Origin of the sequence: Pseudonocardia acidicola, from assembly GCF_012911935.1 — a bacterium.
Taxonomy (GTDB): Bacteria; Actinomycetota; Actinomycetes; order Mycobacteriales; family Pseudonocardiaceae; genus Pseudonocardia; species Pseudonocardia acidicola.
Genome location: NZ_JAAXLA010000059.1, coordinates 1 through 24,047, shown reverse-complemented (window position 1 = coordinate 24,047; position 24,047 = coordinate 1). Strand labels below are relative to the sequence as shown.

21 protein-coding genes are annotated in these 24,047 nt (G+C 68.7%); 5 read left to right on the top strand and 16 right to left on the bottom strand.

All coding sequences use genetic code 11. From position 1 onward, the window contains the following. The first annotated feature begins 304 nt into the window (after positions 1-304). Both HF526_RS25105 and HF526_RS25100 read left to right on the top strand, forming a co-directional pair. A complete protein-coding gene (locus HF526_RS25105; protein WP_169384030.1) occupies positions 305-595 on the top strand; it encodes a hypothetical protein in 291 nt (96 codons plus the stop codon). Further along, on the top strand, positions 592-1,902 hold the full coding sequence (locus HF526_RS25100) for a sensor histidine kinase (RefSeq protein WP_211177777.1): 1,311 nt from the start codon (positions 592-594) through the stop codon (positions 1,900-1,902). Before HF526_RS25105 ends, HF526_RS25100 begins: the two co-directional genes overlap by 4 nt. A 6-nt stretch (positions 1,903-1,908) precedes the next feature. Here HF526_RS25100 and HF526_RS25095 read toward each other — a convergent pair whose 3' ends face one another. The 13 genes from HF526_RS25095 to HF526_RS25030 all read right to left on the bottom strand — a co-directional run bounded on the left by HF526_RS25095 (position 1,909) and on the right by HF526_RS25030 (position 18,585). Next, a complete protein-coding gene (locus HF526_RS25095) occupies positions 1,909-2,592 on the bottom strand; it encodes a response regulator transcription factor (RefSeq protein ID WP_169384028.1) in 684 nt (227 codons plus the stop codon). Between the two features lie 304 nt (positions 2,593-2,896). After that, on the bottom strand, positions 2,897-3,931 hold the full coding sequence (locus HF526_RS25085) for a peptidyl-prolyl cis-trans isomerase (protein ID WP_169384026.1): 1,035 nt from the start codon (positions 3,929-3,931) through the stop codon (positions 2,897-2,899). Positions 3,932-4,323: 392 nt separating this feature from the next. Further along, positions 4,324-6,627, bottom strand: a complete 2,304-nt coding sequence (locus HF526_RS25080; RefSeq protein ID WP_338051728.1) for an RND transporter family protein — start codon at positions 6,625-6,627, stop codon at positions 4,324-4,326. 169 nt (positions 6,628-6,796) lie between these two features. After that, positions 6,797-8,104, bottom strand: a complete 1,308-nt coding sequence (locus tag HF526_RS25075) for an MlaD family protein (RefSeq protein WP_169384025.1) — start codon at positions 8,102-8,104, stop codon at positions 6,797-6,799. 6 nt (positions 8,105-8,110) lie between these two features. After that, entirely contained in the window at positions 8,111-9,373 is a 1,263-nt protein-coding gene (locus tag HF526_RS25070) for an MlaD family protein (RefSeq protein WP_169384024.1), read from the bottom strand. Further along, entirely contained in the window at positions 9,370-10,689 is a 1,320-nt protein-coding gene (locus tag HF526_RS25065) for an MlaD family protein (RefSeq protein ID WP_338051727.1), read from the bottom strand. Before HF526_RS25065 ends, HF526_RS25070 begins: the two co-directional genes overlap by 4 nt. Continuing rightward, on the bottom strand, positions 10,686-11,846 hold the full coding sequence (locus HF526_RS25060) for an MlaD family protein (protein WP_239029127.1): 1,161 nt from the start codon (positions 11,844-11,846) through the stop codon (positions 10,686-10,688). The genes HF526_RS25065 and HF526_RS25060 overlap by 4 nt, the downstream gene beginning before the upstream one ends. Before the next feature lie 131 nt (positions 11,847-11,977). After that, entirely contained in the window at positions 11,978-13,342 is a 1,365-nt protein-coding gene (locus tag HF526_RS25055) for an MlaD family protein (protein ID WP_169384023.1), read from the bottom strand. After that, the gene (locus HF526_RS25050; protein WP_169384022.1) at positions 13,339-14,571 is read right to left on the bottom strand and encodes an MlaD family protein; all 1,233 of its coding nucleotides are present in this window, start codon (positions 14,569-14,571) and stop codon (positions 13,339-13,341) included. Before HF526_RS25050 ends, HF526_RS25055 begins: the two co-directional genes overlap by 4 nt. 3 nt (positions 14,572-14,574) lie before the next feature. Then, positions 14,575-15,414, bottom strand: a complete 840-nt coding sequence (locus HF526_RS25045; RefSeq protein ID WP_169384021.1) for an ABC transporter ATP-binding protein — start codon at positions 15,412-15,414, stop codon at positions 14,575-14,577. A gap of 43 nt (positions 15,415-15,457) precedes the next feature. Further along, positions 15,458-16,321: an ABC transporter permease gene (locus tag HF526_RS25040; RefSeq protein WP_239029126.1), complete on the bottom strand. Its 864-nt coding sequence runs from the start codon at positions 16,319-16,321 to the stop codon at positions 15,458-15,460. Positions 16,322-16,331: 10 nt separating this feature from the next. Next, the gene (locus HF526_RS25035; RefSeq protein WP_338051725.1) at positions 16,332-17,189 is read right to left on the bottom strand and encodes an MlaE family ABC transporter permease; all 858 of its coding nucleotides are present in this window, start codon (positions 17,187-17,189) and stop codon (positions 16,332-16,334) included. A 211-nt stretch (positions 17,190-17,400) separates the two neighbouring features. Next, the gene (locus HF526_RS25030) at positions 17,401-18,585 is read right to left on the bottom strand and encodes a sensor histidine kinase (protein ID WP_169384020.1); all 1,185 of its coding nucleotides are present in this window, start codon (positions 18,583-18,585) and stop codon (positions 17,401-17,403) included. A 217-nt stretch (positions 18,586-18,802) separates the two neighbouring features. Between HF526_RS25030 and HF526_RS25025 the strand changes: the two genes are divergently transcribed. Continuing rightward, positions 18,803-19,099, top strand: a complete 297-nt coding sequence (locus HF526_RS25025; protein WP_169384019.1) for a hypothetical protein — start codon at positions 18,803-18,805, stop codon at positions 19,097-19,099. Positions 19,100-19,334: 235 nt separating this feature from the next. Here HF526_RS25025 and HF526_RS25020 read toward each other — a convergent pair whose 3' ends face one another. From HF526_RS25020 to HF526_RS25010, 3 genes are all read right to left on the bottom strand, one after another. Then, on the bottom strand, positions 19,335-19,745 hold the full coding sequence (locus HF526_RS25020; RefSeq protein ID WP_169384018.1) for an SCP2 sterol-binding domain-containing protein: 411 nt from the start codon (positions 19,743-19,745) through the stop codon (positions 19,335-19,337). A gap of 46 nt (positions 19,746-19,791) precedes the next feature. Further along, entirely contained in the window at positions 19,792-21,291 is a 1,500-nt protein-coding gene (locus HF526_RS25015; protein WP_169384017.1) for an aldehyde dehydrogenase family protein, read from the bottom strand. A gap of 286 nt (positions 21,292-21,577) precedes the next feature. Beyond that, on the bottom strand, positions 21,578-22,027 hold the full coding sequence (locus HF526_RS25010; protein WP_169384016.1) for a universal stress protein: 450 nt from the start codon (positions 22,025-22,027) through the stop codon (positions 21,578-21,580). Between the two features lie 275 nt (positions 22,028-22,302). Here HF526_RS25010 and HF526_RS25005 point away from each other — a divergent pair, with 275 nt between their 5' ends. Next, entirely contained in the window at positions 22,303-22,461 is a 159-nt protein-coding gene (locus HF526_RS25005; protein WP_169384015.1) for a hypothetical protein, read from the top strand. A gap of 114 nt (positions 22,462-22,575) precedes the next feature. After that, positions 22,576-23,187: a P-loop NTPase family protein gene (locus HF526_RS25000; protein WP_169384014.1), complete on the top strand. Its 612-nt coding sequence runs from the start codon at positions 22,576-22,578 to the stop codon at positions 23,185-23,187. Positions 23,188-24,047: the final 860 nt, after the last annotated feature.

Below are 24,047 nucleotides of genomic sequence, written 5' to 3'. Positions count from 1 at the left end.
TCCTCAACGTTGAGATGTCTTGTGCAGATCGTCACATCGACATCGCGCTGGGTCACCGGGCCGTGCGCGCCAGCGGTGGCCTCCCGAGGCCACGAAGCGGCCCGTAGACCACACACCGGCATGTGTGTCGGTGGTTACACTCCGCCGCATGTCGTCACTCCATGAAGGCGGGCGACCTACTGCCCGGCGTTCAGCAGGTGTCCCGGGCTCGGTCTGGGCCGCGACCGGGTTCTGGCTCCTGTTCGCCCTCGTTTCCTTCTTCGCCGCCAGTGACTCACTCGCCGCTGACAATCGCGACCCTGAGGTGGACCTCGTCACCAGCCAGCTCGGGCCGGGGACAGTCGGCGCCAAACCTGCCATGGCCACCAGCGGGGTGATCGCGATCGTCGTCGGGATGGTGACGCTGAGCCTGGTCCTGTTGTTGCTCTCCCGCCGAGGCTGGAGTCGGTTCGCGCTGGTGAGCGTGGGCGCGTTCGGGGCGATCTCGCTGGCGTGGGACGCGCGCTGGGAGGTATTCCCCGCTTTCGGGTTGCTGCTTCTCGGCTCGGTCGCGCTCATGCTTCCGGCCAGCCATCGCTTCCTCCGTGCCGGATGAGCGACCGCCGCTCCGGGGAACACCGGCGACGGGCTCCTCGGCCCGACGACGGGGACGCTGCCTGGCCCCGTCGTGACGACTTCACGGCCCTGTCCATCCGGGTCGGGGTCGTACTCTCCCTGCCGGCACTGATCCTGACGACCGACGCCGGCGACCAGGCCGATCCCCGCGTCCTCGTCCCGGTGGTCGCAGTGACGCTCCTCTACGGCTTCGCCATGTTGAGCGCCCGTCTCGCCGGACTCAGCGACCCGCCGGCATGGCTCGTGACAGCCGCGGACACGCTGCTCTCCCTCATTGTTTGTGCGGTGACCGGCGGCGCCTACAGCCTCTTCATCGCGGTCCTACCGCTTGTCGTCATCGCCGCCAGCCTGCGCGAGGAGCCCCGGCGGAGTGTGGGTTTCGCGCTGGGACTCGGAATCGCCTTCACGGTGATCGGGCTTCTTGCGACGCCCCTGACCGCGCCACCGGAGCGGTTCTTCGTAGGTCTGTGGTGGACGTTCTACCTGCTGGCGACCGCCGGACTCGTCGGCGTGTTCACCCGCCGGCTGCACCAGGGGTATGAAGCGGCAGCGGAGTCGCGGGCCGAGGCCATCGCGGAGCGCGCGGCACTCGTCGAGGAGCGCGACCTGCGCGCGCGACTGCTGGAGTCACAACAAGCACGGCTCGACGGACTGCGGGTGATCCTGCATGAGTTCCGGACGCCCGTCGTGTCGATGTCGGCGCTCGTCCGTGACGCGGCCAGCGGTGAACGGCCGGTGCAGCCCGCGGCCTTCGCGCTCCTGTCGGCCCACGCACGCCACCTCGAGGACATGCTCGACGGGCTTGCGGACGTCGCCCTCGCCGAGGGCAGCCCGATCGGACGTGTGCGGGACCGGCAGATCCGGCTTGCCGAGCTCGTCGAGAGCGTCTTCGACGGCGCTGGTCTGGGGCCCGAGCGGCGCCTGTGCACCGTCCGTCCCCCCGATGCCACCGCGATCTGCGAGCCGCAGCGCCTCCGTCGCATCCTGGTCAATCTCACGGAGAACGCCGGTCGGGTCAGCGGAGCAGCGCCTGTCGAGCTCTGGTTGGTGCGGGACAAGGACAATCTCGTCGCCGAGATCCGCGACCGCGGTCCGGGGCTCCCACCTGATCAGTTGGGGCTGGTGACCCGTAAGTACACGAGCTTCGGCGAGCGACGAGGCACCAGCGGGCTCGGCCTGTGGATCGTCGAGCAGCTCACGTCGGCGATGGACGGCAGGCTCACTCTCGAGCAGCGCCGAGGGGGCGGGCTGGTGGCCCGTCTGGTGCTCCCGATGCGCTGGGCCTGAACGCCCTCACTGATCGCGGGGCAGCAGCCCCTCCCGAGCGGCACGCAGCACCGTCTCCGCGCGCGTACCCGTTCCGAGCTTGCGCATGGTGCGGGACAAGTACTCCTTCACGGTGTACCGGGACAGGTGCAACTCGTCGCCGATCTGCCGGTTCGACAATCCTTCGGCGACCAGCCGCAGGATGGCCAGCTCACGGATGGTGAACTGGTTCGGCTCCTTGTGCAGCACGGCGGCCGCCAGCCGGGCATCGATGACGAGGTGACCGTCCGCGACACGGCGGAGTCCGGCGCAGAGCTCGCCGCACAGCGAGTCCTTCAGGAAGAAGCCACGTGCCCCGGCCCGCACCGCGGCCATCGCCGCCGCCCGGTCCTCGAAGCTGGTGAGCATCGCGATCTGGATGTCGGGGCGAACCCGGAGGATTTCCTTCACAAGATCGACACCGGAGCGGCCGCCCAGGCGCAGGTCAACCACCGCGAGATCAACCTGCGCGGCGGTGCGCGAGCCGTCGCCCAGAAAGCGCAGAGTGCTCGCGTCGTCCCGGAACGCGGCCACGACGTCGATGGCCTCCCGGGACAGCGCACGTTCGAGACCTTCGAGAACGATCTCGTGGTCGTCCACGAGGACCGCCGAGAGTCGCCCGTCCTCGCAGTCCAGGTGCGGGCGTTCCGTGTCACTCGTCCAGGCCGTCATCGCCACCATTCATTCCTGCGCGGGTAGAAGCGTCGGTGCGGTGAAACCGCCTCCAGGATTCGTGCAGATCCTACGGACCGATCCGTTCACCACAGGGTGGTGAGAACACCGGCCACCGCGAACAGCGCACCGACGATCTGACACGCCCAGGCGCCCCTGCGCAAGACCCGCTCACGCCTGGCGCGTTCGTCGGCGGGCAGGGTCGACGGCACCAGCTGTGCGGCGTGCCGCCGTCCCCACAATCCCACGAGGACTGCGCTCGCTCCGATGAGAACGGACACGGCGATGCTCGAGACCGCAAAGATCATCGCGGCGGTTCACCCCCGGCCGGTGCCCCCACCGACTCGATCGACGGGACGGCGTCCGGGTCGGCCGGTCGATAGGCGTCGGCGTACTCGACGCCTGCGTCGTGGATCTGCTGTCCCAGCCAACCCCGCCACACCGCGAGGGAACGCTCGACCTTCAAGGCCTGGCGAAGCCCGTCGGCGACCTGCTCGTAGGTGGCCGGGACGAACGGGGTGATGGCGTCGACCCTGCCGACGTTCCAGCCGTGGGCGCCCTGAACAGGGCCGTAGAACTGGCCGCTCCCGACTCCGAACGCGGCGTCCCCGACCGGCTGTTCCAGGTCCGCACGGGCCACCTCACCGAGCGAGCCACCCTTGTCCCTGGTGCTGGCGTCCAGGCTCCGGGTAGCTGCCACCTGCTCGATGGGTGTCCCCGCCTTGAGCTGGTCCAGCACGGACTGCGCATCCTGCTGGCTGGCCACGACGATGTTGCGCAGGGTGCGCTTCTCGGGTGTTCCGAGAGTGCCCTTGCGCTGGTCGTAGGCGGCCTTCAGGTCGGCGTCGGAGATCGTGATCGTCCCGACCACCTGCTGCATGAGCTGGCTGACCGTCAACTGCCGGCGGATCTCGTCGCGGACAGCGGACTCGGAGGTGCCGACGTTGCCCAGAGCCTTGACGAACGCGTCATTGCCACCGGGCCCGAACTGCTGCTCGACGTAGCGACCGAGGGTGTCCTCGACCTGCTTGTCGGCAACGACGATCTGCCGATCGGCGGCCGCCTTGTCGAGAATCTCGCTGACTGCCACCGACTTGGCGACGTCTCGGCGGAAGGTGTCGGCCTTGCCGGGGTCCTGGGGCTGCTCCACGCCGTAGAGCGCGCGCAGGGCGTCGATCCGCTGGTCGAGCTGGTCGATCGTCACGACATGACCGTCGTACCGGAAGGCGGCGTCCGACGGCAGCGCCGTGATCCGCCACCACGCCACGCCGGCCGCTCCGGCGAGCAGCACGAGCGCCAGCACCGCCGCCAGGAGCCGGCCTCGTCTACTCGTGGGCATGCGTAACCGTCGACCGCCCACGGGCTGCACCGGATCGGCCTTGTCGGACTCGTCGGGCTGCCCCGCATCGCCGTCGCCGCCCGTGTCGGCGGAGCCAGGCGTGTCACCGGCGTCCGCCGGCTCGTCCGCACTCTCGTTCGGCGCACTGCCCGGAGCGTCCCCTCCGGCGTCTGTGCTGTCGCTACCCGCCTCGGCCAGACCGTCGCTGTCGACGTCGGCCTCGTGCGGGCCAGCTCGCTCGGCATCGGCATTGCCCGAGGAGGTGCCGGGGTTTGCCGCGGCCTCCGCGACCTGCGAGGCCTGCGAGGCCTCGGGACGGTCCGCGTCGACATCGGCTCCGGTCTCTGCCGGGCCGGCCTCCGTCCGGGTACCGATAACGGGCTGCTGGGGCATCAGTGCACTCCAACCAGTTCGACGTCAGGCGTCCTTCCGTTCAACGGGGGAACGCGGGGCGAGATGCGGGCTGCCCACACGACGAATGCCGCGGAGCCGAATGCCAGGACGACCGACAGGGTCAACAGAAGTCCGAACTGGACGACGACGGTCAGCTCGGACAGCATCAGGACCGCGTACCCGGTGGCTGACGCGGCAGCGGCCAGGAGCACCGCCCGGCCGAGCCCCCGGTCGCCTCGCCGGGACGCCTCGGCCAGGAGGACGGCGAACTCGCACCCGACCGCGGCCGTGAGGGAACCGAGGGCGACCGTCACGGGGGTGAGTCCGGTGCCGGTCACCCAGAGAGCCAGTAGACCGAGACCGGTCGCCAGGCCCGCCGACGCGACCGCGAGCAGGGCGTCGCTTCGCCTGCGCAACCCGGCGGCGAGGACGACCCCCGCGGCGGCGATACCGAGCAGGTTCGCGAGATAGCGGTCCGCGGAGACCTCCTCGTATGCCGAGACGGCCAGCATCGGCAGGCCGGTCAGCTCCACGTGCATCCCGGGCGGCGGCGGTGGGAGCACAGCGAGGACCTCGTCGCGGAGATCCCGCAGCTGTTCGGCATCGCTGAGCCGGGTACCGAACGTCAACACTGCCAGCGAGCGATCGGCATTGATCACACTCCCTGTCAGGTAGGGGGGAAGCAGCCGCAGCGCGGCGTCGACCTGCTCGGCCGTCGGGTCGGCACCCAGGAATCCCAGCAGCGTGGGAGGCGACACGACCGGCCGGAGCTTGTCGCCCTCCGTCGTGATCACGGCCTGCTGCGCCGCCGTCATCCATTGCATGGCCTCGGGAGTGGCCACGCCACCGCCCGAGAGCGCGATCGTGAACTCGCCGCTCGAGCCCAGCACGTCCGCGACATGCTGGGCGTCGTCGAGAACCGGTAGGCCACCGGCGAAACCCTGCAGGTCGGCGCGCAGGCTCAACTGCGGGAGGACCAGCCAACCGGCCAGGGCGAGGAGGGCGACGCCGGCGGCGGCTGCCAGCCGGACGCGTCGCGACGCCGCCGGGCCCGTCTCGGTCGCGCGCCGTTCCACCGGTTCCGCGGTCAGCTGTCCGCCCTGCCAGCGGGCGAGGAGCACGCCCGCCGCCAGCGACAGGCAGATGCCGATCGCCAACGTGACGCCGAGATCGCGGACCGTCGGAATCGGGCTCGCTGCGAGAGCGCCGAAGCTCGCCGCGGTGGCCAGTCCGACAGTGACCACGAGCCGCCGCGGCGCGCCCCGCGTCAGGTAGGTCATGAAGTCACTGCCGACACCGATGAGCACGGGCAGGAACGCGATCACCCCCAGCGACAGAGGGTGTCCCGTCCAGCCGTACCCGGCGAGCGTCAGGGACGTGCCGATCGCAGTGGCCGCCAGCGGCAGCAGCCGATGCCGCCGACCTGCCCACCGCACGAGGACGAACCAGGCCCCGACGGCCACGAGGGCGATGCCGCCGAGCAGCGGCACCTCCGTCCGGACCCGATCGCCGAGCGCGGCAGCCACGGCGGGCACGCCCGAAACGGTGGTCCGCTTCGCGCCCAGGTCGGTCCGTCCCACCTCGGTGCGGACGGTGTCGACAAGCCGCTCCAGGCCGGTCTGGTCCAAGTCCTGACGCGGGCGGACGAGCACCGCGACCGAGTTGGGGTTCGGCACCACGAACCGCCATTGCGGGCGCGGATCCCCCGCCGCGTCGAACACGACCGTGCTCACGAAGCGGTCGTTGCGCAGGGTCGGCAGGCCCGCCGGGAGTCCCTGCACCAGCAGGGCGCCGTAACGGCGGTCGAAATCGTCGACCGCGGCCCGTCCGGCGGCCTGAGCCGCTGCCACGCCGGCACCGGCGTCCGTCGCCTTCTGCTCCGCGGCCGACCGCAGGCCGTCCCGGTACCCGGCCAGCTCGGCCAACAGGTCCTGCGAACGACCGGCCACCTGGTTGAGCACGGTGGCCGGTCCGTAGACGGCAGCGACGTCGGGCGACCGGGCCAACCGGCCTTCCAGGTCGAGCAGCTTGGGGAGATCCGCTGCGGCCAGCAGGCTCCGGGGCTGGTCGGACTCCAGGAGCACGACGATCGGGTCGCCGCCGAAGGCCGAGCCCACCTGGGAGAGCGCACGCGCGCCGGGATCGTTCGGCGAGACGAAGGAGTCCGTGCCCGCGTTGACGTGCAACCGGAGCACACCAGGGACCACCGCGGCGACCACTGCGGCGAGGAGAAGACCGGCGATCACGTGCCGGCGCCCGGGGCGACGCAGCCGCGGCCGCCAGTGCGGCAAGCGGACCCTCACAAGGACACCGGCAGCGGGCAGTTCACCGGCGCGGAGGGTCGGCGCCTCGCGCCACGGGCCATGAGCGTCGTCGTCGATCGCTGTGTGTCCGTCATCTCACCGTGACCTTCTCGGTGGCAGTCTTCGCGCCCGGGCCCGCGGGGACATCCGCGGGCCCGGGCGCGCCGTCTCAGCGCGGGATCGGCTCCTTCTGCACCCGCGGGTACTGGCCGTCGAAACTCCGCTGAGGATCAACGTTGCCGCCGGCTGCCGGATACGGGTTGTACTTCTCGAGCGGGCCGACCTGCGAGTTCACAGGGGAGTTCAGCGACTTCTCGTTGAGGACGACGAACACGCGCAGCGCCGTCCCGTTGCCGTCGCCCGAGGCACCCAGTGACTGGCTGAGGCCTGCGAACCAGAGCGCCGTGTCCTTGCCGTAGGGCCGGAGGTAGCCCAGAGCCGGGTTCAGGTCGGACAGGTCCGCCTGCACGGCCGGGATCAGGTTCCGCGTCGCGTCGGTGAACGGCTCCACCCGGTCGAGTGTGTCCGGTGCCCGGTCCAGGGTCTGGTCCAGCGCGGGCAGCAACCCGCGCAGGTCGGCTGACGTGGCCGGCAGCTCCTGCAGCGCGGCGGAGAGATCGGGAGCGGCGGCCTTCAGGTTCGAGGCCACCGGGGCCAATGAACCGGACAGCGTTTTCAGGCTTCCACTTGCATCCTTCGCGCTGTCCAGCACGCCGGGAAGCTGCCGCAGGACCGATTCGAGATCGCCGCGGTTCTGCGCCACCGCCCGGGTGACACGGTCGGCGTTCTGGACGAGACCGGCGATCCGGCCCTGCCCGGTGTCCAGTGCCTTCAGCAGAGCAGTGGTGTTGCCCGTGACCTTCGCGAGGTCGTCGGACTGCGCGGCGAGCGCGTCGAGTGCGGTGCCGCCCTCCCGGCCGATAGCCCCGAGACCCGACACCGCGGACGCGATGTCGTCGCGGGTGCCTTGGGTGGTCAGCCCCGCGGCGCGCACGGCGCTCCCCAGCGCGTCGCGAGTGGGCTGGTCGAGGCTGGTGAGGACGTCGTTGAGCTGCACGCTGGTGCGACCTGCCGATGCCGGGAGGATGGCGCCGTCGTCGTACTGCGCGCCCTTCCCGTCGGCGACGTCGAGGTAGGTCTCCTCGACCAGCGTCTTGTTGCGGACCGTCACGGTGGCGCCCTCGTGCAGCGGAGCCTGGCCCGGATCGATGTCGAGCGTGACGACCGCCGAGTCATCCTTCACATCGACGCTCTCGACCTTTCCGATCTTCACACCGGCCGATCGCACGTCGGAGTTGGGAACGAGATTGTCGACTTTGCTCAGTGCCAGCGACACGCGGTAGCCGGGCTGAGTCACGAACGGAATCGAACCACCGGCGTTCGTCCAGAGATAACCGAAGACGAGCGCACAGACGACGAGGAAGACCAGCACCATCGCGGTCCGCAGGACCGGTAGGACGGAGACAGGGATGCGCATCATCGCCTACCGGGGAGTCGGGGTCGCGAGACCCTGGAGGGGGAGCGGGGTGGAGGTCGGCGACACCTGAAGGAGACCCCGCAGGATGCCACGGTTGGCGTCGCGCAGGCTGGCCACGGAGTTCGTGTTGTAGATGAACGCCTGAAGGTCGCCCAGGTACGGCACCAGCCCGGCCGTGACGGGATCGAGCTGCTTCGACAGCGGGACCAGGTCGCCGAGTGAGCCACGGAGATCCGAGACTGCCGGGCGGAGGTCCCCGACGACCGGACGCGCCTTGTCGAGTACGGGCGACAGGACATCCAGAGTGCTGTCGATCTGGTCGACGGAGTCGCTGACGCGGGACAGCGCGCCGGGCAGCTTGTCGCTGGCCCCGCGGATGTTCTTCAGCGCCGGGTCGAGCTCGCCCGCGAGGTCGGTGACGCCGCTCATCGCGGCCTTCAGCTGGGTCGACAGGTCGGGTAGCTGGCCCAGGGAGTCATCCAGCGCCGGGTTCTGCTTGTTGATCACCGAGAGCGTCTGCTGCAGGTTGGCGGCGAGCCGGGTGATGCGCTCGTCGTTTCCGCCCACCGCCGTCGAGATCTGGCTCAGCGCCGTCACCAGCTGGGCGATCTTGTCGCGACGGGTGTCCAGCTGCTCCACGACCGGCTTGAGGTCGGCGAGCACCGCGTCGGTGTTGCGGAGGCCGTCGGGGAGCGCCGCCGGGGCGTTGGCCAGCGCGGTGTCCGACTCGGAGAGCAGACTGGTCAGCGCGAACCGGGCGTTGTCGTCGAGGTGGCCGAGCACCTCGTCGATCTGGACCGGCCGCTGCGAGTTGCCCACCGGCAGGACGCCGCCGTCCGCCAGCTCCTTCCCGGGCGGTCCACCCGGGCTCAGCTCGACGTACATCTCGTTGAGCGGGCTCTTCGGCCGGAGGACCACGCGTGCGTTGTCATAGACCGGGTACTTCCGGTCGATGGCCAGCTTCAGGACGGCCTTGCCGTTGTCGTCCACCGACGCCGATCGGATGTCCCCGACGGAAACCCCTGCGATCCGGACCTCCTGGCCGTTGCCCGGGCTGATCGCCGGGGTCGAGTCGAAGGTCGCGTAGACGATCCGCTCGTTGGCCCATGGTGGGTTGAACCGCTGATTACTCAGGATGATCCCGCCGACCGTGAGGCCGAGGACCAGCAGCGCCGCCATGACGGCGACGTTCCGGAACAGCCCGGGCTCGCTCTTCGTCCGCTCCCAGGCACGGGCCAGCCGCCCGCCGACACGCCCCGTGCCGCTCATCGCTGGATCTCCTGGTACTTCGCGATGTTGTTGAACAGTTGCTCGAGGCTGACCCCCGGGAGACCGGCGATGCTGCCGCCGTTGACGCCTGGGTTGAACCCGATGACCGCGCCGTTCTCGTCGGTCAGCGCCGAGATGCTGTCGAGGTTGGTGACCATGTGGCCGAGTTCCTGGTAGAGCGGGTCGTCCCCGCCGGCGCCGTCATAGGGCCCGGTTCCGCGGTAGGGCGAGTTGACGGTGTCGAGGATCGGACCGTTGACCCGGTCCAGGACCGGGCCGTGCAGGTTGTTCAGCAACGTCGTCAGATCCTGGCTCGTCGGGACCAGGTCATTGACCAGCGGGCGGGCATCGGTCAGCACGCCGCGGAGGTCGCTGACCACCGGCCGAGCCTTGGCGAGCACCGGGTCCGCTCGGCCGAGGAGCCCGTCGAGCTCCTTCACGACCGGGGTCGCCGGGCCTGCGGTGTCCCGCAACTGGCCCAGCGTGCCGTCCAACCGCTGAAGACCGACGTTGGTCGCCCGCAGTGTGTCGGGCAGGTCGCCGAGAGCGGTCGCGATGTCGCTACTGCGGCGGTCGAGGACACCGGACAGTGAGTCCAGGCCGGTGACGACCGAGTCGAGCTGCCCGTTGTTCTGGGACAACGCACGCGACGCCGACTCCAGGCCCTGGACAAGCTTGGTCAGGTCCGTCTCGGGATGGGTGCCCTGGGACGCCCGGAGAACACCGGCCGCGGGCCCCAGGGTCCCCGGCGCGGTCTTGGCAAGGTCCTTCAACGCCGTGGTCCCGCCATTGGCGAGGGCACCATCCAGGTTGCCCGTGCTGTCCTGCAGTCCCTTGAGCGCGTCCGGCTGCAGCGCGGCCGCGACCTTGTCCAACTCGACCGGGACCGAGGTCCGCTCACGCGGGATCGTTCCGTCCATCATGGACCGATCACCACCCGGCACCAGGTCGACGTAGTAGTTGCCGCCGAGGAGGGTGGTCGGCCGGATGACCGCCGACGGGGCCGCCCCGAGCTTCTTCACGGTGCCCGGGTCGAGCTTCATCGTGACCGTCGCCGACCCGTCGTCCGCCCGGTCGACGCCGGTCACAGTCCCGACGGGCACGCCGGACACCTTCACCCGGGTCGTGTACTCCTTCAGCCGGTACTGCTGAGCGAAGTTGGCGACGATCGTGTCGCCCGGGGTGAGGATCGTCAGGATCTGGTTCTTCATGAACAGCGCTGCCCCGAACAGCAGCGCCACGACGGTCACGAGGAGTCCGAGACGCAGTGGCGTCAGCCCCCGTCGTCGGTTCGTCGGCGTGTTGGTGGCGCTCACCGTCGACCTCCCAGGAGCGGGTTGGGCTTGCGGTCCTGCTCCAGTTGACCGGGCGCCGGGTCGGCGTCACGCGCCACCGTCGGGTCCGGAACCGGCACGGTGCCGCTGAGCGTCTCGGACGAGAAGATCGGGAAGATTCGAAGCCAGTGGCCGGCGGCGTCCCCGTTGTTCAGGGCGCTCGTCACGTTCGTGAAGAAGTGCGAGATCTCCGGGGAGTAGGGGGCGACCGAGGCCAGGAGCGGCGCGGCATCCCGCAGGGTCTGCGTCAGCCGCGGGGTGAGCGGCCGCGCGTCGGCCATCAGTCCGGTCAACTGGTCCACTGCAGGCTCGGCCTTGTCGGCGACGCCCGGCACCTTGTCGAGCGGGGGAACGGCTTCGCGTAGGAACCCACGAACGTCGGGAGTCGCTTGTCCCAGCGCCTCCGCACCGGGCCGCAGATCGGTCACGGCGGTACGGGTGTCGGCCAGCGTCGGGCTCAGCGCGTCCAGTGCTGCCTTCGCCTCAGCCAGCGTGTCGGGGGCCTTCTGCAGGGTCTGCTCGAACGGCTTCGCTCCATCGACGGCGACACCGTCGAGGGTGGCGCTCAGATTGGTCACCAACGAGGAGATCTGTTGTTCCTGGCCGGCGAAACGGGCGGAGAGGGTGTCGGCCGACTTGAGGAGGCCGACGAGGTCGTCACCGCCATCCGCGGTAAGGGAGCGTGACACCGTACCGAGGTCGGGCAGCACGTGCGGTGCGGCCGCGAACGCGTCGCGCAGATCCTGCGAGTGCCCGGCGAGTCCGCCGCCGACCTCGCGCAGGGTGGAACCCAGCGCGCTGCGTGTAGGCGCATCGAACACGTTGAACAGGTCGGTGACCTCCTGGGCGCCGCGTGTAGCTCGCTGCGGGATGACGTCGTCGGGGCCCAGCACGCCGGCCTCCTTGCTGCCCGGGTCGAGATCGACGAACTTCTGCCCGAGGGCGGACCGCGCACCGACCGATGCCGCCATCGCGCTCGAATTGCGGTACACCGGACGGACGCCGTCGAGCTTCATGGTCACGACCGCGCGCCCGTTCACATACTGAATGGAATCGACGGAGCCGACCCGCGCGCTCGCGATCCGCACGTCGTCACCGACGCGGAGGGAGCCCACCTCGTCGAACGCCGCCTTGGCCATCGTCACCGTCGCACCGGGAAGTCCGTACTGCGCCCGGAAGGCGAAGACGACCGATCCGGTGAAGACAACGAGCACGACGAGTCCGACCAGCGCGGAGACGCGCCGTGAGCCGAGCGCTTTGCGCAACGTCCTCACGATTTACCTCCGAGGAGGAATCCGACCATGCCGTGCTCCTGTTCGGGAGTCAGTCCGGTGGCGTCCGGGCCACCGGGTTGGGGCGCGGTTGTCGGCGCCTGCAGTAGCGTTCCGACGGGGGCCGACGCGTTGCTCCCGGGCTGCTGGCCACCGATCGGCGGCGGACTCGGTAACAGCTGCGGGACCGGCGCGGCGCCAGGTAGCAGCCCAGTGAGGCTGTCGGGATTGACGATCATGTTGACCCGGAAGTAGTGCGAAAGGCCGTCGTGCCCGTTGGTCGTGAGCGCCCAGTACCGGATGAAGTCGAAAACGTTGTTCAGGTTGCCGGTCAGGTCATCCACCAGCGGACGAGCCGAGCCGGCGGCTGCCCGCAGGTCGGGTGAGCCGGCACGAAGATCAGCCGCCACAGGCTGGGCCTCGTCGAGCAACTTCTGCGCCTTCTCGAGCACCGGCTGCGAATTGGCCAACGCCGGGTCGAGCGAGTCCGCGAAGGTCGACAGCTCGTCGGAGATGGCCGACAGGTTCTCGGTGACCGGCCGCACGGCCCGCAACGTCGGGGTCGCCTGCTCGGCCGTGCCGGCCAGCTCCCCCAGCGCGGACCGCGCCGAACGAAGAGTGCCGGGAAGCTGGGCGAGCGTCTGATCGAACTGCTGCTGTTGGGCGGTGCTCGCCGCGAGCAGCCGGTCGGCTGAGTCCACCAGCGAGTCCAGGGACTTCCCGTCGTCCGCGGCGAGCGCACTGGCGACGGGCTGGACGTTGTCCACGAGGTTGCCGAGCAGCGCGTTCTGGTCCTTCAGTACCGAGGTCAGCGACTGCGTGTCCCTGAGCGCGGGAGCGAGGGCACGCAGGGCGGCGTCGACATTGCCACCGTTGTCCCGCAACCCCTCCCCCAGCGTCGTGACCAGGAAGGCCAGCGATTCGCCGGTCGGCTCGTCGATCGTGTTGAGGATCTCGTCGAGGTCCACGTTCGCCGAGGTCTGCGACATCGGCAGCGTTCCGCCGCTGTGCAGCCGGGGAGCTGTGGGGGTTCCACGCTTGAGATCGATGTACCGCTCACCGAGGAGGCTGACCGGCCGGATGCGTGCGGTCGCATCGCTGTACACGGGCAGCGCGGCGGGATCGAGTTTCAGCAGGACGTCGGCGTGACCGTTCGTCACGTGGGCGTCGGCCACCTCGCCGACGGCGACGCCGTCGACCTTGACCTCGTTACCGACGAGGATCGGGCTCGCGTCCGCGAACTGGGCCACGATCGTCATCCCGTTCGCGGCAGGGTTCTCGGCGGCGAGACCGCTCATGGCGCCGGTGGCGCCGATGGCCGCCACGGTCGCCACGGCCAGGGCGCGTCCTACGGGCACTCTCATCGCAGTCCTTCTCCGAATGCGTCCGTCCAGGGCTGGCCGACCAGTTCACCGGGGAGCGGGCTGAGGTTCTTGGTCGTGCCCGGAGGCAGGACACCGGGGTTGACGTTGCCGTTCTCCGCACCGGCGGTCACGTAGATGCGTGCGTAATGACCATTCCGGTCGTAGTTGGCGTTCGCCGAGTTCCAGTTGGTGAGGAAGCCGGCGAGCTCCGGGGTGTAAGGCCGCAGATAGTCCAGGGCGGGACCGAGTCCGCCCATGGTCCGGTTGATCTCGGGCATCGTGGTGGCGCCGCTGTCGAGCAGCCCGGGGGTGTACTTCAGGAGCTCCGATGCCGACTCGAGGGTCGGGCGGAGGTCGCCGATCGCCGGCCGGAGATCAGCGAGCAGGGGCTGCAGGTTCCGGGCGACCGACGGGAGTTTTTCGGTGGCTGGACGCAACGCGTCGAGCAGCGGGACGGCGTCGTCGACCGCGGCCGGGACGTTGCCGAGCGTGGTCTTGGCCTGCTGCAGCGTGCCTGGTAGCTCGTGGATGGTGTCGCCGAGGGCCTGCTGCTGGCCGACCACCTGATCCACGGCGCCGCCCAGCTGGTCCACGACCTTCGCGACGTCCCCGTCACGCCGGGCGAGGATCGCCATGGTGTCATTGAGCTGGGTCACCAACTGCTTGACGGCGTCGCCGTCGGTACCGAGACCGCGCAGCACGTCGCCGAGCGCACCGATCGCCGGGCCGGCGGTCTTGAGGGTCGCGTTGAGGTCCGGCTCACTGCCGGAGAGGGTCTTGTTCAGATTCCGGGTGAGCGAGTTGAGCTTCTCCCGAGTGGCCGGATCGAGGGCGGCGAGAACGGTGTCGAGCTCGACCGGGGACTGTTGCTTCCCGGTGAGCATCCCACCGCTGGGGATGGTCGCGTTCTGCGTCGGGCCGTCGCGCAGGTCGACCAGGCGCTCACCCAGCAGTGCCTTCCAGACGATCGTCGCCTGCGCTCCGTCGTGCAGCGGCGCGTAGTCGCTGTTCAGGTCCAGCGTCAGCTTGGCCTTGCCGTCGACGACGTCGATGGACTCAACAGTGCCGGCGTCGAAGCCGTTCACCTTGACGAGGCTTCCTTCGACCAGGTTGGTCGCATTGTCGAGGATCACGCTGACGCGATACGGACCGTTGAACACCATCAGCCCGGCGGCAGACGTGCTGAGCACGAGGAGGACCGCCGTGGCGGCGAGAAGGATCCGGCGCATCGCTCAGTCCATCCCCAACGGCCCGGCGGAGTCGCCGGCCAGGAACTGGCGCACGAACGGGTCCTCGGAGCTGAAGGCCTCCTCACACTCGCCGTAGTGCACCACCTTGCCCTTCCAGATCAGGCCGACGTAGTCGCTGACCTTGCGGGCGGTCCTGATGTCGTGGGTGACCAGCATGTAGGTCCCTCCGTGCTCGCGGTGCACGTCGAGGATGAGGTCGTTCAGCAGGCTCGTGCGGACCGGGTCCAGGCCCGAATCGGGCTCGTCGAAGAGCACGATGTCGGGGTTCATCACGAGCGCGCGCGCGAAGCCGGCACGCTTGCGCATACCGCCGGAGACCTCGTTCGGGAACTTGGTCAAGGCCTTGTCGAGGCCGACCTCGGTGAGCCGGGCCAGCACGATCTCACGGATCTCGTCCTCGCTCTTGTCCGTGTGCTTGCGCAGCGGGAACGCCGTGTTGTCGTAGATGTTCATCGAGCCGAACAGGGCGCCGTCCTGAAAGAGGACACCGAAGCGCTTGCGGATCTCGTAGCGCTCCCGTTCCGAGATGCGCCAGATGTCCTGGCCAAAGATGAGGACCTCACCCTGGTCGGGCTCCAGGAGCCCGACCAGATGCTTGATGAGGACGCTCTTACCCGTACCGGAGGGGCCGAGGATCGTCGTGATCGCGTTGTGCTGGAACTGAAGGTTGAGCCCCTGCAGGACGCGGAACGACCCGAACGCCTTGTGGACGTCGCGGACCACCATGGAACTCGCTACGGGCGCTTGCACCACACCGCCGCCACGTAGTCCGTGCCTGCCGGTTGGCGGAGGAGCGCCGACCGGCTCGGGTCGCGGGAACATCGAGTACCTCCGGTTGGGGAGCTGCGTTGCTCGCAGGCGTCGGCTAGTTGGCGATCGGCGCGTTGGGCGCCAGACCCCAGAACAGCTGGGTACCGAGGACGCCCACGACATGGATCAGGACCATGTTGAGCATCATCGATTTCGCGGTATTTCGTCCGACTCCGACCGGGCCACCGCTGGCGTTGTACCCGTAGTAGCAGCCGACGAAGATGATCACCGTTCCCATACTCATGACCTTCGCCATCGAGTACAGGAAGTCGAGGGGGTTCTGGTAGAGCCAGAAGATGAACGAGTAGCCACCCGACGAGACGCCGCCGAGCTGGACGACGACGGTCAGGTACTCGGCGATGTACATGATTCCGAGGCCGACGGTGTAGAGGAAGGGCATCGCCAGCCAGGCGGCGAGGATCCTGGTCCCCACCAGATAGCTGCGGGAGCGGACGCCCATGACCTCCATGGCGTCGATCTCGTCGGCGATCCGCATCGAGCCGAGCTCGGCGACCAGACCACATCCCACCTTGGCCGCGAAGATGTAGCCCCACATGTAGGGGGCCATCTCACGGATCGCGCACCAGGCGGTGAAGATGCCCGAGTAGAGCGGGGCACCGATCTGCTTGAGGGTGTAGTTCGCCTCGAGTCCGCACTCGTACCCGATCACGAACTGCATGACCCAGATGATCAGGCCGCTCGACAGGATCAGGATCCCGGTCTGGTGGAAGATCTCGGTGGCGTAGTGCCGCACGTCCGAGAGATTCCGGATGATCGAGCCGGAGAACTTGGCGATCTCGCCACCGGTGACGAAGGCCTGCTTGAGCTTCGACCCGCCGAGCCCGACGTGGACCGTCGGGGGCGACGGCCGGCTCGGCGGCTCGGGGCTGGAGGCTGGACGGTCCAGTGTGCTGGTCAACGGTCGCTCCTCACCGGTAGACCTGAATGTCGGGGTTGAGGCCGAGCAAGATCGTGGTGAAGACCATGTTGAAGATCCAGATCGCGGCAAACGCGATCACGACCGCCTGGTTTACGGCGCGACCGACACCGATCGGACCACCCGATGCGCGCATGCCCTTGTAGCAGCAGACGACGCCGATGATCAGGCCGAACAGCGCCGTCTTGACGACGCTGCCCCATACGTCGGTGGTCGACAGGTTCGCGAAGAGGCTGTTGGCGAACGCCGCCGGGTTCGCACCGAGGATCGGCACCGCGGCGATATAGCCGCCGAGGATGCCGAAGAGGGCGGCGATCAGGTCGAGCAGCCCGGTCATGATGAACAGGGCGATGACGCGGGGCAGCACCAGGGTGCGGATCGGGTCGACGCCGAGGACCTCCATCGCGTCGATCTCTTCGCGGATCCGCCGCGCACCGAGGTCCGCAGTGATGGCGGTCCCGACCACACCGGCGACGACCATGGCGTTCACCCACGGGGCGAACTCCCGGATGCTCGCCATGATGAAGAAGGAGCCGAGCCGCTCCGGGATCCCGAAGAGGTTGAACAGGTTGCCCCCCTGCAGACCCGGGGCGCCCAGCCCGAACGCTGTACAGGACACCGCCATCGGGATCCAGCAAAGCTTCAGGATGTCGAACATCTGGTCGCGGACCTCGCCCCAATAGCCCCACGGACGGCGCAGTGCCATCCACAGGACCTTGAGCATCAGTTGCATCATCTCGCCGGCCTGCGCCAGCGGGCTCTCCAGACCTCGCAGCAACCTGCCCGCGTGCGGGATCGTCCTAGCCTCCCGTTCCGGAATGGGAACGGCGGTCGTCGACGGCGAACTCACGACCTCTCCTCCACTTCGAGTCGACTTCCGGGCCAGCGAACGCGGGACCGTGGGTGCTCCGGTTCCCGGCAAGCCGGAGACGACGTGTGGTCGAACTACCGGCGGGTCATGCGGCGCGGAGATTTACGGACCGCCATTACTAGCCAACGGGCCAATAGCGGGAAAGATACGGTTCTCGAATGGGGGAAACTGAAACCCCCCAACTGGGGGGTCAGCCGTCGGTCGCGACCGGAACGGCTACGCCCAATCGCACCCCGAGCAGGCGCGGTGCATCGGAGATCCAGAGCCGCCCACCAAGGCGCGCCACATTCTCATCCAAACTCCGTAGACCGAAAGCGGAACCGCCGGCGGTGATGGCACGACGCACCTCTCCGGCGGACCCGACTCCGTCGTCACTCACCTCGACGGTCCACCATGAGCTACCCCGCCGGATCTGTACCTCGACCTGGGTGGCGCTGGCGTGCTTGGCCACGTTGGCCAATCCCTCGCGCACGGCTCGGACCATCACGTCGGCCCGAGCCGGATCCGGTTCGGGCCCGTCGCCCTTGATCTCGATATCGGCCGTCGGCCCTCCCGAGCCGCACAGGTCGTCGACGAGCGCACGGACACGATCGATCACACGGCCGGTTGAGCCATCCCCCCGCATAGTGTCCGGCACCTCTCCGCCGACGATCTGCGCCAGGGCAGACCGCAGCTGCTGAGATGCCGTGTCGAGACGGAGGGCCAGCCGGTCGAGCACGAGCGCATCGTCCGGCGCGAGGCCGGCACTGCTCCGCAGCTCGTCGACGTCGAGACAGGCTGCGTAGAGCTGCTGGGTCACCCCGTCGTGCAGATCAGCGGCGATCCGGGAACGCTCGCGCAGCGACTGCAGGACGACCGAGCGGTGCAGCAGGAGCGCGTGCTGGAACGCGAGAGCGGCGACCTCCGACATTTCCCGCAGGGTCTGGATGTCCGCAGCCGACGGCCCGAACTCGGGCGCATTGCCACCGTCGCAGAACACGATGCCGAGCAGGCCGAGGCGGTCACTGCGCATCGGCTGGGCGACAACCGGGCCCCGGACCTGGAACAGCTCCATGCAGCGCGCCGGCATCAGGGCCGCCATCTCGTCCAGGCGGGTGATCAAGGTCTCCCCGGATCGGGCCAGCACGCCGAACACCGGGAAGTTGTCCACCATCCCGCCTGCTCCTGCGACGCTGCCGGTCGGGACACCGTGCCCGGCCCGGCCACGGACACGGCCGCTCGGCCCATCCAGATCCATGATCATGGAGCGCACGAATCCCGTGGTCTCGCAGACTGTCCGAGCCACCAGCTCGAGCACGTCGTCCACCTCGGAGAGCGAGAGCAGCATCCGGGTGAGTTCGGCTCTGCTGATCCGTGCAGGACGTTGCTGCTCCATACGCCACCTCCGAACCCATCGGTTGGATTCAACCTGCTAGTGCGGGCGGTCACATCGACACGAATGGCGCACGGTAACGTCGGCCACCGTGAACACCACAGGTCGGGAACGAGCCCGAGGCGGCCCGCCGACCCCCGGGTCGATCGACGGCCCTACAGCCGTCCGCGCAGCCTCGACCGGATTCACCATTCTCTTGCTGGGCGGCCTCGTCGCCCCGATGGCTGCGGCTTACCTGCCGGTCATCGGCGGATACTGGCTCAGCCTCGTCGCGATCGTCGCCTTCGCGATCGCCGGGAGTCGGGTCGGAACTGCACGAGCGACACACCTGCACGGGGCCTGCGCGGCACTGGGCAGCTATCTGCTTGTACTGCCGCTCGTGCTCTGGCTTCCGACCGGCCACACCGGAGTCGGAGTGCCACAGATCCTCACGACCGCGGTAGCCGCCGTGGCCGTGGGCGCGATCGCCGGCATCTTCGCCGGCCGCCGCCGCGACGCAACAGCGGCCGGGGCCTGACCCGGCCCAGATACACCGCGACGCTCCGGCACATCAACGCGACGTGCCGGAGCGCCTCGATGTCAACGGCCCAGAGCAGTCACCGCAGGCGATTCCCCTGGTTACGGGCTCCAAGGCGGCGTACCGCCTGCACAGCGCCTTCTCCAAGAACCCCGCCGCTACTCGGTGACGGCGGTTCTTCGCCATGACCTCGTCGCTCCGAATCCGGTTCGACCGGGACCCGGTCGGTACCGGATCAGGCGTTGACCAAATCGTCGCGACCGTTCTCCGTCAGCATCTTCTCGTACTCAGGAAAGAGCTCCTTGGCGGCCGGAATCAACTTCAGAAGCTTCGGGACCGGACCCTTCGCGCGGACCGTCCCACGCGCCATCGCAACGGAGAGGTTCACCTTTCCTAGCCAGAACTTGTTTCCGGTGTCCGCGGTCATGAAGAGCTCGACGTTGGGCTCCGCAGCGCTTCCGGATCCGGTTTCCACCGTCTTGTTCGGCATATCGACCGTAATTGTCGAATCCGGGTCGGTGTAGTGGATCCTCAGGATGACGCCTGACGCGGCCAGCTTGTCGGCAAGGCCCTCCTTCTTGGTGGCCACCTCGAAGATCCCGCCGAGATAGGTGTAGACCTCGTCCTCGTCCTTGAAGACGCCCATGTGCACTCTCCTTGTGTAATGAGGTGGTGATCCGTCGTCGCCGGGGTCAGTCGAGCCCGACCCACACCGACTTGGTCTGGGTGAAGCCGATCAGCGACTCCTCGCCGAGATCGCGTCCGTAGCCCGAGGCCTTGTAGCCGCCGAACGGCGCGGCCGGGTCGAGCATGTTGTACTGGTTGACCCAGACGGTGCCGGCCTGCAACCGGTGCGCCACTCGGTGGGAACGTTTGACATCGGAGGTCCACAGCCCGGCTGCCAGGCCGAACTCACTATCGTTGGCGCGCCGGACGACCTCGTCCTCGTCGTCGAAGGCCAACACCGTGAGTACCGGGCCGAAAATCTCCTCCCTCGCGATCCGCATGTCGTCGCGGACGTCGGTGAACACTGCAGGGGTGAGGAAGTTGCCCGGCGTCAGCTCTCCGTTGGGCCGAACGCCACCACATACCAGTGTGGCGCCCTCGTCGGTGCCCGAGGCGAGGTAGCCCTCGACCCGCTCGCGTTGCGCGCCGGAGATCAGCGGACCCATCTCGGTGCCATCGACCAGTCCGTGGCCGAGCTGGATCGCCCCCGCGGCCGACGCGAGCTCACCGACGAACTCGTCATGCACACTGCGGTGCACGAACAGGCGCGACCCGGCGCAACAGACCTGCCCTTGGTTGAGGAAGATCGCGGCCAGTGCGCCTTGGGCAGCACCGGCCAGGTCGGCGTCCGGGAACACGATATTGGCGGACTTGCCGCCGAGCTCGAGGGTCAGCTTCTTCAGGCTCGGCGCGCTCGCCGCGACGATCTTCTGCCCGGTTGCGGTCGAACCGGTGAACGAAATCTTGGCAACGCCGGGGTGCTCGATCAGCGCCTGCCCTGCGGTCTGCCCGAATCCAGTTACCAAGTTGACCACCCCCGCCGGCAGGCCCGCCTCGTTCGCGAGCTCCGCGAGCCGCAGCGCGGTCAGCGATGTCATCTCCGAGGGCTTCAGCACCACGGAGTTACCTGCAGCGAGCGCCGGAGCAAGCTTCCAGGAAGCGATGAGCAGCGGGAAGTTCCACGGAACGATGAGGCCGACGACGCCTAGCGGCTCACGGAGGGTGTAGGTGAAGAAGTTCCCGACCGGCGGGGAGATCGGCACCGTCTGCCCGCTGAGCTTCGTGCACCAACCCGCGTAGTAGCGGAAGACCTCTGCAGCGATGCTCACGTCGAGATACATCGACTCCGTGAGCGGCTTGCCGTTGTCAAGGGTCTCGAGCGTCGCGAGCTCCTGGGCGTTCTCCTCGATGAGCGACGCGATGTCATACAGAAAACGGCCACGTGCGGCCGGGCTGAGTTCCTGCCATGGCCCGAGCGCGCGGGTTGCGGCGGCAACGGCTCTGTCGACGTCCTCGGCGGTGCCCGCTGCGATCGATGCGATGGCATCGCCCGTCGCCGGGTCGAAGGTCTCGATAAGATCGCCACCGGCGGCAGGGCCAGGCCGGCCACCGACCACGATGCTGTCGCCGGCGCGGTCGAGTACGCCGCGCACCTCGTCGATGGCTTCGGACACGACGGCCGTCATGGTGTGCTCTCCTGTCACCGCGGTGTGATGGGCGCTACAGACGGCACGGAGTCTGTCGGACGCACGCCGTGACAAGGACGGCCAGCGCGGGCCCCTGATGGCCCCTGCGGGCCGTTCTCGGGTCCGCGCAGACCAGCAGAGTCACGACGCTCAGGGCCAAGGTGCCTCGTCGGGATCGCGATGTTCGCAACCCGCCGGGGCGACGGGCGACGGCACTCGGAGTCGTCGCATCGGGTTCACGCCGCCGCTGACGGCACCGCGACACCCGTCGCCCCTGGACCCGGTCTCAGGTGGTGTGCACGATGAGAACGTCCACATCCGCGCGGCGTGCGACGTCCGCGGGAACGGACCCCAGCAGGCGACCGCTCAAGGTGTTCAACCCGCGGTTGCCGACGACGAGCAGGTCGGCCGCATGTTCGGCGACGGCCGCGCGGAGGACATCGACCGGCGAGCCGTCGACTGCCTTGGTTCGGATCCTGCTCGCGCCAACGCCGGACGCCTTGTCGACTGCTCGGCGCAGCGTCTCGTCGGCCGGGTTGAACCCGCGAACCTGGTAGGCGTCCTCCTTCAGTTCGAGCTCGGCGGCAGCGGTGTCCTCACGGGAACTGGGCGTGAACGCGGTGACGATCACCAGCTCGGCGTCGCTGTCCCGGGCGACGGAGGCCGCACGCTCGACGGCGGCGAAGGAAGTCGGGGAGCCGTCTGTTCCGACGACGACGGTGGTGTAGGCGGACATGCTCGGTCCTTTCGAGAGAGGCGGCGAAAAGTCAGCAGAAGTTACTGCTTGTCATGCGCCGGTACTGGTCGTCTCGCCTTGTTTCACCGGGTCAGGGCATTACGGGTCCGTTCCGCCGCCACAGCATGCCTTCCGGACCCCATGTCACCTTCTGATGATCGACGGATGCGGCCCCCGATGTGGGGCAGCATTCGCGAAGTCGTGGACCGTCGACCGCTCGATCCGCCACACATGGCAGGTTCCTCTCGCCCGAGGCCCCCGGGATGGAGAACGCCGTGACGGACGACACGGACCACGCGAGGCTTGCGGCGGACCACCTGTCGGCAGAGCCCCGATCGAGCGCGGCCCGCAGGTCCGGTTCGGACGTCACGACGACGCTGGGCGGTGAGCTCGTGCTGCACCGACTGTGGATGGAGCTGCCCCGGGCCAGGTGACCGTCCTCATGGGAGCGTCGGGTGCCGGGAAGAGGACCCTGGTGCGCCAGCTGGTCGGGTTGCTCCGGCCGGATCCACATCGGCGGCCGGTCGGTGTGGGACACCGATGGGAGAATGCTGCGTGCCCTGCGCGCGCAGATGGGTGTGATGCTGGGTGGCACGACCCTGTTCGATGCATCGGTCTTCGGCTCGTTGACGGTGTACGAGAACATCGCGTCCCCGCTGCGCCTGTGCGACGACGACGCGGTCCACACCTGCACAACCCAGTGGCTGCACGCCCTGCTCGACGGGTTCGCTGACCGGATGCCGGAGGAGCTACTCCCCGCACACACGCGACGTCGGATCGCGCTCGGCCGCGCGTTGGTCCCCGATCGACCGCTCGTGGTGTTGGACGACGTCGACCTCTGCATGGACGCGACCACCGCCGCCCGTACGGTTCAGGGAATCCGCAATGCACAGCAGCGCACAGGTGCGACGATGCTGATGACCACCCACGACATCAAGTGGCCCGGGCTCTGGGAGACCGGCTCGCGGTTCTCGCCAACCGGCGGATCGTGGCCAGCGGTTCGCCGGCGGAGCTACTGGACGGTGTGGTCGACGCCGCGGACTTCGACCACCGTTTCCGCGTCACGGACGGCCTGGGCCCACCGTCGATCGGGTTCATCGGCCGCAGGCGCGGGGACTGGACGATCACCATCGATCCGCGGCTGGCCACGTATGCGCTGACTGCCCTCGTCGTGGTAGTGATGTTCGCTCTGTACCGTCGGATCGGCCCATTCGGCTCGTAGTCGAGGGCAGAAGCAGCGGAAAACTGACGAGAGGGTTCCGCGGCACTGGACGGGTGGCTCCGCCTGGAGGGTCGGACCGGTTGTCATCCAGCGAGTGGCCGATAACGATGATCAGCTGGCAAACCTGGACCACAACGGTCGCGGCAGCACCGCTGCTCACCATGGAACGGGTCGAAAACGTCGGCGTCGAGCGAAAGATCTGTGAGCGTCACTGCGGTGCTCTCGCCCGCGTCCCTGGGTCGGCCCCGCGGCGGGATGTGGCCCGCCTCCGGCGTCACGCACAAGAGCTCGATCCGGACGGGCGGTGACGCCGCTTATGGCGCGAACTGCTGTTGTCAGTGCGGTCAGAGTCGCCAACCACCTTGCCCCGCACAACGTTCATGCAGGCCAAACGTGGCCCCGGGAGGCTCCAACCCCGAACCTGCGGAGTAGAAGAGGGCGGTGCCCGCAGGACCACTACCTTCAGCAGCAGTTGCGCGCGAGCCACCACGAGCGGGATGTGGCCACCCTGGTTCACTCCGTTCCGCACCATGAATGATCCCACTCGAGACGAAGGCGACGTCGCCCAGCTGATCCCGCTGGTCGACGCGATCCCGCCCATCCGCGACCACTACGTGGCCGGATCGGCGCTTGCCTCGTTCGAAACTGACGGGTGTCTCAGTTTCCGGCCCTAGTACTCCAGTCGTAGATCGTGATCATGTCTCGGGTCGTCGTTTGTAGTGGCTGCTGCGAGCTCGATGTTGGTGGCGTCGTCGCCAGTCGGTCCAGGCCAGCGGGTCGGCGAGGCGGCGGGCGGGT